Here is a 12,489-nt window from a genome sequence, read left to right on the forward strand (position 1 = left end):
GCGACGATGACCGGTAGAACGTCAGCCGAGGTAGTCGATGTCACGGCAGCGCCGTCCCATCCGCAGCAAATGCAGTCGCGACGTCGACGTACTGGGTCACGCCGTATGTCGTCGATGTCGGGGCCAGGAACTTGGGCGGCGCTGCCCCGTGCAGTCGGCTGTCGTACTTGTAGTTCTTCAGGAAACCGGTGGTGCCGGTGCCGGTGCCGACGGTACCGCGGAACTTCTGCGCAATAGCTCCCAGGACCGTAAGTGTGCCGTGGCTGCCACCCGTGTCATAGTTCTGCACCTGAAACGTGTGATTAATCGACAGGATCGCAGCGTCGATTTCCCTGTCGCCGAGAGGCGCTCCCCCATTGGCCGTGGTTACTTCCGTACAGGCAGAGCGTCCGCCGGAGGCCGGGCAATCCATCGGGTTCCACACCCACACAGCATTTTGCGCGACGAGCCCGAGAACGTCGAAGGCTGGATCGACGTAGGTGAGGTTACCCGTCACGTAAATGAAGTTGTCGGTTGCAACCGTGACCGCACCCTTGACGACGCCCTTCACAAATGCGTCACCCGTCCTGCACTGGTAGGCCGGAAGGGCAGATGTGGACGTCGGTGCGCGATCCTCGGTTGCCACCGGGTAGCGCAGCGCAACCGGGGAACCATAGGTCCAGCCCTGGTCTCCTCCGCTGCCGGTGCAGCTGAAGTTGGCGGGCGTGACTCCCGGAGCCCAGTAGTTCGGGTCGGTGGAGGTCGACGAAGCGGTTTGAACGAAAATCAGGTTCTGATCCGGAACGGTCACAAGGGCACCTGCTGGCGAGTTCAATGAGGCCAGGTCACCGCACTCGATAGGGTTCTGACTCAGAATTCCCACGGTGTACGACGGCCTCGTGAACTTTGTCCACGGAGAAATGACGCGCATATGACCAGTCGCGTCGAACGTGATCGTGGTCGGACCGGTGTACATACACCCCGGCCGCGGAACGTCCGCGGGCAAGTCGACGCGCGTCTCGTTAGGCATGGACGCGTTTGTGGGCGGCATGTCAAGAGTCGGGGCCCACACGGGACCCGTCGGTGCCGGGGTGCCTGTTCCGAACACGATTGGGGTTCCTGGGCAGGTGTTGACGTAATTCGGTGTCAACGTACTGCTCGTGGTTACTCCCTGGAGAAACTTGGCTCCACAAATACGCATCTGGTCGTTGGAGTGAACCGGCCCATCGAGGATGTCCCCGCTTGCGAATTGAATTTCCGTGCAATCCGGGTCGTGCGGGGCGTGCCGCACATCGGCAGGGTCGACGCACCGGGTACTTCCCGTAATCTGCGGGTCCATGAATTCGTAATTAGTGAAGTAGAGGAAGTCGATGAACCCTTTCTGCTTGAGGTTGGCGACAATACTGCGGGTCGACGCGCCGACTTTTCCGGTGGATCGGATCCGCACGATTCCGGATGACGAGTAGAGGGAATTGTCTACCTCGTAGCGGAACGACGCCCGACCTCCAGCGCCGGCGACGGTTCCCCAGGTGCCCGCGCTTCCCACACCGAAGGCGGGGTTTTCGTTGCCAGGCACGGGCATCGAAACGGTCGTCGTGCTTCCGGTCCCGATAGTGAAGGGGGCAGCCGGATTGCCGAACTTCTCGTAGGTGCTGTCATTGGACAGTCGGCTGCCGTATTCGTCCACGCCGGCGTAGGCCGCCGCGAGTGCGGCAGTCGAATCCTGATCGTCGCGCGCTTTGACGGTGCCGCTAGCGGTGAAACTTAGTGCGGTGGCCGCCAGGAGAAGCATCACAAGCGCCAGACCAATGACGGCGACAAGGGCGACTCCGCCCTCTTCACGATGGATGCGCTTCTGGAGCCTGATTTTCAGCCACATCACGAGACCACCTCAACTGTGTTTTCGATGACGACCGGCGCAGCGCCCGCTCCGCCGTTGCCCTGAACTCGGACCGTGAGCAGAACGGTTGCAATGCGGGCAAGATCCGCTGAGACCATGCTTCCAGTGGCCGGCGCGGCAATCACAACGCCGCTGCTGTCGAAATAGCTGAAAAGGGGCGCTCCCGCGCCGGGGTCAACGAAGCTCGAGCCCAGATTGAGGCTTGAGTTCGGGGGAGTTGTCATCGCGGCGAAGACCCATGCTGCCCCGGAGGCCGTCGCCGTCCATCGGCTTTCGATCAGGGCGCGGCTCGTGGGGTCGATCGAGAACCGAATCATCGTTGGTTGGGGAGGACGAACGGCCACACTCGCGAAAGCGTCGACGTCGGTATTGCTGAAAAGTACCAGGCTCTCCCGGCCCGCGAAGCTGAACGCTGGCGCCGCGATACTCGATCCGGCCACTTTCAGTGTCGTGCCGAAACGGATCACCTGACCGAGCTCGTTGGCCGCGGTCGACGCCACCCGGGTACTGCTGTCCAGGGATCGACTTATCGACACCGAACGAACAACGCTCGAGTACAGGCCGGAAGCCATCGCAAGGATCAAGCCCAGAAGCATCATGCTTACAAGAAGCTCCACAAGAGTGATTCCCGACTCTCTGTCGGGCCGACGCATCGGCTCGGCCGGCCTCATCGCGGGTCCAGAACGAACAGGCCGGTCGCGTCAGGGGCGAGGCCATGTGTGAGTAACGTCGCTCGTGTCTGGGGCAGCTGCGTCAGTGCCCCTCCGCTACTCGTACTCGTGAAAAGTCTCCAGGAACCAAAAGGAAGCGAGATGCGCACAGCACCCGACGACGGCACGATATTCCCGAAGTTGTAGGTCATCGTGGTGGTCGCCGATGTGAGGCATGAGGGTTCGCCCGGCACCGGGGTGGCCGGGTCCGATACCGCGATGAGCCAGCCCGCCGTCCCGGATGTCACGTTGACGCCGCCCATGGGCACGTTGACTGTGACCGGGACGCCCGGGGCAGGTGCCGCAATGGCTCCGCGGACCGCAACGAGCGCCGGCGTCACACGAGTATCGGGAGCCCAGGCCTCCGGGTCAGGAGAAGGACATCCGGTCGCTGCAAACTTGCCGGCGAACGTCTGATAACCAACCGTGTACGGGTGCAGATCGACGTGGTTGCTCGTCGCTTTGAGCGCCCAATTGCCCAGGCTGTTGATGAAGGTGTAGTCGAGATCGATCGGGATCTTCGGTAGCGGAGCCACGATATTGGACGCGTAATTGAGAGTGAACCGCACGGCCGTGTCGTATTGGAATGAATAGGAGGCACTTGTCCCCGCCGCGACCGTACGCGTGAGGACCGGATTCGCAACTTGCGTCGAGTCGATCATGCCTGTTGTCGTGAGCTTCACGGCATAGTCGCCGGGTGCCGCTTGAAGCACAAAGGCACAGCCGTCGGCATCCGTCGGAGTAGTCGTTACTGAACCGAGCGCAGAAATAGCCGTAAAGGTCACCCCGGGCTGCCCCAGGCCACGAGCGTTTTTTACCGAGATGAGCAGGGTGCCCTTCGTCGGATCGTTGATCCGGGCGCTTGGCGCTAGAAGGGTATCGACGACGACCGGGCGCGAGTTTGGACGGATATTCGGCCAGCTGACGGTGATCGTGATGCGCTTGTATTGAAGAGCCCCGCCTCCCGTTCCACAGGTCGACACCGCTCCCGCAGGAGTGACCCACGCGGTCGTGCGCGTGACGATGTAATCTTCCGAGGCTGCCGTGGTGACCGTATGCGCGGGGATATCAAGCACGGCAAAGGGGTTACCGAGTGCTCTCGCCGCATCGATCTCGCTCGAAGCAATGCCAGACGCGGTTTCACGCGACGTGCTGTCACGGGAAAGTGCAAGGGTGCTGACCATCGCGTAACCGACGCCGAGCGCGATCAGCGCAAAGATCATCATGGCGACCATGATTTCGATGAGGGAAAGCCCGGCCGAACCTGAAACACTGACCCGCAACCGTGCCCGTATGGCGGTCATTGTGTTCCTCTCAGGTTGCGGAAGCCGGCTCGACCTTCAGCGGGAGTCTCTGCCGTAATAGCAAAGACGAGCGGACGCCAGCTTTGGCGTCCGCTCGTCATTAGCGAGCAGGCATCTGGCCTGTGCCTCGAAGGCTTAGGTGCAGTCGCTCGCGCCCGTGCCAGCTACCGGTGAGGTGTTGTTACTGACCATCCACCAATTTGAGTTCGTTGCCTGGGCGCAAATCACGAAAGTGGCGGCCGCCCCAGTTCCGGTTACCTTGATTTTCGGCTGAACTGTGTAGTTCGCTGCATTGGGTGTGACGGTTGCGTTCATCAGCGCAACCGTCGCAGGAAGGAGCTGACCGGTTGAGGTCGTCTGATACGCGATGGCCGCCGTCTTGAGGTTGTCGAGGTCAGCCTTCACAGCGCTGTCCTTCGCGCCGCTCTGCACACCGAGGTATACCGGAACGGCGATCGCGGCGAGGATGCCGATGATGATGACAACTACGAGGAGCTCGATGAGGGTGAAGCCCTTTTCGTTCTCGTCGAGCTTCTTTCTGCGGACGTTGAGGGCATTGAGCGCGCGAGTGACCACTGTGAGATCCATTCAGTTAGGTGTGGAACCGGCCATCGGGCCCGATCGGACTCTTAGCGTATTTGCAGGTCATTGTCAGCGGCGACCCATGAATGAGGGGTATTGCATGCAATCGCACCCCCAATAAGAGGGCGACGCCCGTCACTACTTGATCGCGCTCGCGAGGCTGAAGATCGGCATGTATAGGGCGATGACCATTCCGCCAATCACTACCCCGAGGAAGGCGATCATGAGCGGCTCGATCGCGGCGGTGAGCTGCTCGGTAGAGGACTCGACCTCCTGATCGTAGAAGTCGGCGATCTTGTTCAACATGGTTTCGAGCGAGCCGGCGTCCTCACCGACTGCGATCATCTGGGTTACCATCGGCGGAAAGACAGGCTGCGCGAGTAGCGGTGCCGAGATCGACTGACCCTGGCGCACGGACTCGGCCACTTTGACGAGTGCGTTCTCGATGACCCAGTTGCCCGAGGTCTCACCGACGATCTTCAGCGCTTGCAGGATTGGCACGCCAGCGCCGATCATGTTAGCAAAGTTGCGGCTGAACCGAGCAACGGCGATCTTCTTCAGCAATGACCCGAACACGGGCAGTTTGAGCATAATCGGGTCGCGGACGCGGCGCACCCTCTCCGTGTTCTTGTTCTTGCTCCACCAGACGCTGAAGACCAGGCCAACCACGACAAGTACAGGCACAACATAAATCATGGAATGCGAGATGTTAACGAGAATCTGAGTCGGAATCGGCAGGCCACTCCCGAGGCCCTTAAACATGTCGTCGAAGATTGGCACGATGAAGATGAGCATGATCAATACCGATACGAGAGACATGATCAGGACGATCACGGGATACGTCAGCGCCGACTTGATCGTTCCTCGAAGCTTGACCTCCTTCTCGAAGTTCGCCGCGATGGACTCGAGGGCACGATCGAGGAAGCCGCCGGTCTCGCCTGCCCGGATCATGTTGATCATGATCGGCGGGAATTCGCGGCCGTGCTTGGCGAACGACTCCGAAATCGAGACACCGGTCTCGACGTCGTCGCGAACCTGCTTGAGGATCTTCGCGAGGGGCTTGTTCTCGGTCTGCTCCGCGAGGATGTTGAGGGTGCGCAGGAGGGACAGGCCCGAGCCGATCATCGTCGCCATCTGTCGGCTCATGATCGCAAGGTCCTTGAGACCGACGCCCTTCGTGAAGCCGGGGATGTTGATCTCGCGATTCAGGCCGGTGCCCTCGGCGGAGACCTTGATCGAGACGGGCGAAATACCCATGGCGCCGAGGCGCGAGGCCACGGCCCCCTCGCTCGAGGCATCCAGTTTGCCCTTGACGGTCTTGCCGTTGTTGTCGCGACCGACGTAGGCCCAGGCTTGCGCGGTCGACATCAGCGCTGCGGGATGGAGTAGGTGTCGCCGTAGTCGACGCCACCGCTGCCCATAGTCCGGGACGAGTCGTCGGTCGTCGTGTCGGCGCGCTTGATCAGCTGCTGCAGGCTCTCCACGTCGTGGGCCTTGTCGAGGGCCGCCTGGCGGGTGATCTGGCCGGAGTCGACGAGGTCCGCGAGGTGCTGGTCCATGGTGTGCATGCCCTCGCCGCCACCGGCCTGCATCATCGAGGTGATCTGGTGGGTCTTGCCCTCGCGGATGAGGTTGGCGATGGCGGGGGTCGTGACGAGGATCTCGGTCGCGACCACGCGGCCCTTCTGGTTGGCGCGCTTGACGAGGGTCTGGCAGACCACGCCGCGGAGGGTCGCCGCGAGCTGGGTGCGGATCTGACCCTGCTGGTGGGGCGGGAACACGTCGATCATGCGGTCGATCGTCTGCGCGGCATCCTGGGTGTGCAGGGTCGCGAAGACGAGGTGGCCGGTCTCGGCGGCGGTGAGGGCCACCGAGATGGTCTCGAGGTCCCGGAGCTCACCGATCAGGATGATGTCGGGGTCCTGGCGCAGCACATGCTTGAGCGCGGCGGCGAAGCTCTTGGTGTCGTGGCCGACCTCGCGCTGGTTGACGAGCGACTTCTTGTGCTTGTGCAGGAACTCGATCGGGTCCTCGACCGTGACGATGTGGTCGGGCCTCGTGCTGTTGGCGAGGTCGACCATCGCGGCGAGGGTCGTGGACTTACCGGAACCGGTAGGCCCGGTGACCAGGACGAGGCCGCGGGGCAGCAGCGAGAACCGGCCGACGGACTCGGGCACGCCGAGTTCCTTGAGCGGCTTGATCTCGCGCGGGATGAGCCGGAAGGCTGCACCGATCGAGTTGCGCTGGTGGTAGAAGTTCACCCGGAACCGGGCGCCGGCGGCGGTGTACGCGAAGTCGAGCTCGCGGTCGTCCTCGAATCGTGCGAGGTCTGCGGGCGAGATGATGCTCTCGAGGGCCGTCCTGACTTTCTCCGGCATCCAGGCCGGGAGGCCCTCGATCGGGCGCAGGGCGCCGTCGATGCGGATCGTGGGCGGGGCGCCGACGGTGATGTGCAGGTCGGAGGCCTCGAGCTCGAGCACGAGGTGGAGGGCGTCGATCAGGTCCTGGTCGGCGGGGCGGCCGTCGGGGCCGATGTGCACGGGGGAATGCGGGCGGGCACCTTCGGTGTGGGTCTCCGGCTCGGCCTGGATCGCGGCGCGGCGACCGGCCGGGCGTGCGCTCTGCGAGACGTACGCCTGCGGCGGGGTCATCCCCGGGTCGGCGACCCGTTCCTGCTCGGCGGCGGCAGTGGGCACAACGAAGGGAACGACGAAAGGTGTCCCGGTGGGCGGCTCCATCGGCTGCGTGCCCAGGGGAGTGTGCGGTGCGGCCACCGGCTGCGGGAGCGTGTACGGGGCCGCTACCGGGAGCGGAAGCGTGTAGTCGATCGCGGAACGGGGCGGTTCGGCCTGGTTCACATCGATGTCGTCGAGGTCCTCGTCAGCGGATGCCGCCGGGGCCGCGAATCCCTGGAGGGGCGCCGGGGCGAAATCGGTTTCGGCGCGACGGACGCTGCGGCGTTCGAAGCCGTGGCCGCCGGTTTCGTCGATTCCGGCGCCGCGACGTTCGGCCGCCGCGCTGTCGACCGCGGCCTGGAGGCGTGCGGTGCGCTCGGCCGCGACCTGCTCGGCGGCGGTGCGCTCGGCATCCGCCTTCTCGAGGGCAGCGCTCTCGGCGGGGCCGGCCGCGATCTGGTCCCACCAGGAGACGTTCTCTCCCGGCTCTACGGCCGGAATTTCATAGATGGGCTTGTCCATGCGTTCTTTCCTTTCGGCATGCGACGAGCGCTATGCAACAACTCGCAGAATCTCTTCGATCGAGGTCAGGCCCATGCGGACCTTCTCCCAGCCGTCATCACGGAGGGAAATCATTCCCTCCGACCGGGCGGCCCGGCCGATGTCCGCGCTCGAGGCGCGGTCGACGGCGAGCCGTTCGATGTTCTCGGAGACCGTCATGACCTCGTGCACGGCGAGCCGGCCTCGGTACCCGGTCTTCGAGCAGTTCTGGCAGCCGATGGGCTGGTAGAGCACCGGCAGCGGCTGGGTCGGGTCGAACCCGAAGCGCAGCTGGTTCAGGCGCTCGACGGTGACCTCTGCGGGGGCCTTACAGCGGTCGCAGAGGCGGCGGGCGAGGCGCTGGGCGACAACGCAGTCGAGGGCGGAGCCGACGAGGAAGGGCTCGATACCCATCTCGGTCAGGCGCGTGATCGCGCTCGGGGCGTCGTTGGTGTGCAGGGTCGAGAGCACGAGGTGGCCGGTGAGCGACGCCTCGATGGCGATCTGCGCGGTCTCGTGGTCGCGGATCTCGCCGAGGAGCACGACGTCGGGGTCGCTGCGGAGGATGGACCGCAGCGCGCTCGCGAAGGTGAGCCCCGCCTTGGGGTTCACCTGTACCTGGTTGATGTCCTTCATCCGGTACTCGACGGGGTCCTCGACCGTGATCACGTTGATCTCCGGGCGGGCGACCGAGTTGAGCGTGGTGTACAGGGTGGTCGACTTGCCGGACCCGGTCGGGCCCGTGACGAGGATCATCCCGTAGGGCTTCGTGTACGACTTCCTGTACGCCTCGTAGTTGTGCTCGAGCAGGTTGAGGTCGTGCAGGTCCATCGTCGTCGAGGAGTTGTCGAGGATTCGCATGACGATCTTCTCGCCCCAGACCGTGGGCAGGGTCGCCACGCGGAGGTCGATCTGGCGGCCGGCGTGGCTGACCGACATCCGGCCGTCCTGGGGCTTCCGACGCTCGGCGATGTCGATGTCGCTCATGATCTTGAGGCGCGAGATGACGCCGTTCTGGATGCTCTTGGGCGCCCGCTGCATCTCGTGCAGCACCCCGTCGATGCGGTACCGCACCCGCAGGTTGTGCTCGGCGGGCTCGATGTGGATGTCCGAGGCCTTGTCCTGGATAGCCTGGCTGACGAGGAGGTTGACGAAGCGCACGATCGGGGCGTCGTCGTCGAGCGAGTCGGAGACGCCGAAGGCCGATGCGGCCTCGACGGTGGCCTGCTCGTCCTCCATGGTGGTGGTGAGGTTGCTGAGCTCGTCGTCGGCGCGGTGGTAGCGGGCGATCGCGGCGAGCAGGTCGTTCTTCTCTGCGACGACGGGGATGACCCGCATCCGTGCGGACTCGCGCACGTCGTCGATCGCGAACACGTTGCCGGGGTCGACCATGGCGAGCACGAGGCGGCCGCCCTCGATCGCGATCGGCAGCACCTGGTGCCTGCGGCTCATTGCCGGGGTGACGAGGGCGACGGCGAGCCGGTCGACGGGGAAGTCGATCAGTTCGACGAAGGCGAGGCCGGCCTGCTCGGCGCGGGCACGGGCGAACTGCGCCTCGGTGATCACCCCGGAGTCGACGAGTGCACGCACGGCGCTTTCGTCGGCCGGGTCACCGGCCATGAGGGTGTCGAGCTTCTCGATCGGCAGCAGCCCGTGCAGGATGAGAATCTCGGTCAGTGAAGCCACGTGATCCTCCCCCGCCGGCTGAAGCTGCAGAGAACCGCGAGCGCACGCAGCAAATCTATCCACGCCCGGGAAAGTTGGTAACGCCCAACGCTAACCCCGCATTCGAGTCCGGGACAGACCCACGATCAGGGGGTGCGGAGCTTTCCGACCGGCGAAACCGTCAGCATCCGGGTGCCCGTGGACTCGACGACGAGGGAAGCGACGTCGTCACGGCCGGGCGGTAGGAGCCGCGCGGTGAGGCGACCGGCGTCGAGCAGATCGAGCTGGCCGGCGACGATGCCCGCGACCGCGGCGAGCACCTCGGGGGGCCGTCCGCCGGAGTCGTCGAGCAGGGTGACGTCGACGCCGCGGAGCCGTGCGGCGCGGGCGGCGGTGATCACGGGTTCGACGAAGAGCGTCCTGGCCCGGATGGCGTCGCGCAGGGTGGCCTCGACGATGAGGCACTCGGCGCGGAGCGGCGGATCGAGGTCTTCCCCGCCGGCCAGGCGCTCGAGGGCAGGCCGGGCGAGCGCGTTCACTCGGGCGAGTTCCGATTCCCGTTCGGTGACACCCGCTTCGGCGCTCGCGGTCGTCGCGATGGAGACCGCGCGCTCCCGGTTGAGCACGGCGAGGGTACGGGTCGAACGGGTGAGCCCGACGGCGAAGACCGCCCCGGCGAGCAGGGTGGCGGCGTGCCGCACCACGAGGGTGAGGCCGTCGGCGACGCCCAGCCCGTTCAGAAGCGCCCAGCCGAGGCCGACCGCGACGAGCAGGCCGTAGCCGGCCCAGGCCGGGCCGGGCCGTCCGCGGGTGGCGAGCAGGACGAGCAGCAGGGTGACGGCACCGAACGCCCAGTGCGCGAACGGCTGGGCGGATGCGGGGGCGACGGCTGCCGAGGCGAGCGCGGCCCCCGCGGTGGCGAGCAGGATCACCACGACAGGGGCCCGGCGGGGAATCGGGTCGGGGACGATGACCAGGAGCCACGCCGCGGCGGCGACGATCAGGAGCAGGCCGAGGGCGGTGAGGGGCCGGCCTGCGGCGGGGCCGGGGTCTCCGAAGGCGAGGAGCAGGTGCACCGCGGCGAAGACGGCAAGGAGGACGAGGGCGAGGCTCCGCGGCAGGGTGACGAGCAGCGGGATGGCTGCGGGCGTTGCCGGGGTTCCCGGGGCGACCGGCATGGCCAGCGTTGTCGCCTCCGGCGTCCAGGAGACCACGACCTCGGCGCCGGCGCCCGGCCGCGACCAGACCGTGGCCGCCCCTCCCGCCACGCGGCGCATCCGCTCGACGATGCTGCGGGCGATGCCGAGGCGTTCGGCCGGGACGCTCGCGGGATCGAAGCCGACCCCGTCGTCGCGGACGGTGATGCGGAGGCCGGGGCCCTGCATCCGTGCGGTGACGCTGCGGTGCACCGGGCGGTCAAGGCCGACCCCCGCAGCGACCCGGGAATTGCGCAGGGCCTCGCCGACGGCGCCGAGCAGGGCCGTCGCGGCTGCGGCCGTCACTACTGAGCGGTCGTCGAGGTCGGAGTTGACGACGGCGTCGGGCGTGATCTGCGCGGCGAGGGCTTCGAGTCGTCGGGTCAGTTCCGGGCCGGGGACGAGCTGCCCGGGGGCGCGGTCCCTGACCGCGTCGAGGCGCACGAGGGTGGCAGCGGCGTGCTCGGCGAGGGCTGCGGCCGGAATGCCGCCGCGGCCGGCCATCAACAGGGTGGAGATGACGCTGTCGTGCACGAGCGCGTCGATCGCCACGCGCTCGCGGCTGCGGGCCACTCCCGCCGCGGCGGCAGCGATGTCCGCCCGAGTGGCGACCGTCGCAGCGTCAACCCGGACGGCATTGCGGCGGGCCGCCATCATCAGCCCGAGGAAGACGCCCACGAGGAGCATCGAGTAGACGGCGTCTTCGAGGCCGACGAGGACCGGCTGGGGATCCGTCGATGTCGCGGCGCGGACGAGGCCGCTGAGCGCGCAGACGACGACGAGATAGGCCCAGCCGAAGCGGTCGCGGGTGGCGACGCCGACGGCGAGGACGGGCACCCCGGTGAAGGTCAGGGCCCAGGGGATGTCCGCGCCGGCCGGGAGCGGGGTGGCCCGGAACGACAACCAGAAGACGAGGATGGCGAGGAACACGACACCCTCGGCGAGCGCGATCCGGCGCAGCAGCCTCAGCGACGCCCGCCGGGAGAGCACACCGAGCGCGACGGGCAGCCCGAAGACGAGGGCCCAGATCAGGATCGCGGGAAGGGGTCGCGGTGCCCAGACCTGACTGAGGAAGGAGCCCAGGCTGAGGAGGCAGAACACCACCGCGGTGGGACCGATCGACGTATAGAGCACCCGGGCGAGGCGCTCGGCGGCGGTCAGGCCGGCGAGCGGGCGCCGGCCGCGCCTCACGGCTGGCCGGGGACCGGCAGGATGCCGTCTTCGAGGGCCCGCTTGTACAGGTCGATCTTCGTGTTGGCCGGGCGTCCGACGCGCTGGTATTTCGAACGGACCCGGCGGATGTAGTCGATCACGGTCGCCTCGGCGAGGCCGGTGCGGGCGGCGACGAGCGGGGCCTTCGCGCCGGCCGCGTAGAGGGAGAGCACTTCGCGTTCCCGCGGGCTGAGCCCGGCGTCGTTGAGCTCGGGGTCGCCGTCGAGGGCGGCAGCCCACTCGGTCGAGGGGATCGGCTCCCCGGCGGCGGCGCGGAGCACCGCGTCGAGCAGCACCGCCGTCGGTTCGGACTTGCGCACCACGCCGAGCACCCCGCTGCGGGCGGCCGTGCGCATCAGCACGGCGTCGTCGCCCGCGGTGAAGGCGAGGACGGCCGAACCGGCGGAGCGCAGCCGGTCGACGTTGTCGCCGACGGCCGAATCGTCGGACAGCCGCAGGTCGAGGATCACGAGGTCGACCGGGTGGCTGGCCTGCGCGGTCGATTCGAGCAGTTCGGTCACCGAAGCGACCGTTGCGACGACCTGGATCTCCGGGAGCGCCCCGAAGAGGGCGGCGAAACCGCGCGCGACGATCTCGTGGTCATCGATCAAGGCAATGCGATAGCTGGGCACGAGAAACTTTCGGTCAGGCCGTACGGGGACGGCGCCTGCGGTGCGGTGAAGCTGGATGGTGTTCCTGCCGCCGGCGTGCGTGTTCGGGTGCCAC

9 protein-coding genes are annotated in these 12,489 nt (G+C 66.5%); all 9 read right to left on the reverse strand.

The annotated features are described in order from the left end of the window. Positions 1–40 precede the first annotated feature (40 nt). Entirely contained in the window at positions 41–1,858 is a 1,818-nt protein-coding gene (locus RHM57_RS14615) for a hypothetical protein (protein ID WP_322189870.1), read from the reverse strand. After that, entirely contained in the window at positions 1,858–2,550 is a 693-nt protein-coding gene (locus RHM57_RS14620; protein ID WP_322188450.1) for a type II secretion system protein, read from the reverse strand. The genes RHM57_RS14615 and RHM57_RS14620 overlap by 1 nt, the downstream gene beginning before the upstream one ends. After that, entirely contained in the window at positions 2,547–3,893 is a 1,347-nt protein-coding gene (locus tag RHM57_RS14625) for a prepilin-type N-terminal cleavage/methylation domain-containing protein (protein ID WP_322188452.1), read from the reverse strand. Before RHM57_RS14625 ends, RHM57_RS14620 begins: the two co-directional genes overlap by 4 nt. A 135-nt stretch (positions 3,894–4,028) precedes the next feature. Then, positions 4,029–4,481: a type IV pilin protein gene (locus tag RHM57_RS14630; RefSeq protein WP_322188454.1), complete on the reverse strand. Its 453-nt coding sequence runs from the start codon at positions 4,479–4,481 to the stop codon at positions 4,029–4,031. A gap of 132 nt (positions 4,482–4,613) precedes the next feature. Then, positions 4,614–5,843 (reverse strand): type II secretion system F family protein, encoded by a 1,230-nt coding sequence (locus RHM57_RS14635; protein ID WP_322188456.1) that lies wholly within the window; start codon positions 5,841–5,843, stop codon positions 4,614–4,616. Beyond that, entirely contained in the window at positions 5,843–7,672 is a 1,830-nt protein-coding gene (locus RHM57_RS14640; RefSeq protein WP_322188458.1) for a PilT/PilU family type 4a pilus ATPase, read from the reverse strand. The genes RHM57_RS14635 and RHM57_RS14640 overlap by 1 nt, the downstream gene beginning before the upstream one ends. 30 nt (positions 7,673–7,702) lie before the next feature. Next, the gene (locus RHM57_RS14645; RefSeq protein WP_134449871.1) at positions 7,703–9,376 is read right to left on the reverse strand and encodes a GspE/PulE family protein; all 1,674 of its coding nucleotides are present in this window, start codon (positions 9,374–9,376) and stop codon (positions 7,703–7,705) included. A 125-nt stretch (positions 9,377–9,501) separates the two neighbouring features. Beyond that, positions 9,502–11,742: a hypothetical protein gene (locus tag RHM57_RS14650; RefSeq protein WP_322188460.1), complete on the reverse strand. Its 2,241-nt coding sequence runs from the start codon at positions 11,740–11,742 to the stop codon at positions 9,502–9,504. Next, positions 11,739–12,395, reverse strand: coding sequence for a response regulator transcription factor (locus RHM57_RS14655; protein ID WP_241984987.1), 657 nt, complete (start codon positions 12,393–12,395; stop codon positions 11,739–11,741). The genes RHM57_RS14650 and RHM57_RS14655 overlap by 4 nt, the downstream gene beginning before the upstream one ends. Between the last annotated feature and the right edge of the window lie 94 nt (positions 12,396–12,489).

Source organism: Cryobacterium sp. 10S3 (genome assembly GCF_034344045.1).
Classification (GTDB): Bacteria; Actinomycetota; Actinomycetes; order Actinomycetales; family Microbacteriaceae; genus Cryobacterium; species Cryobacterium glucosi.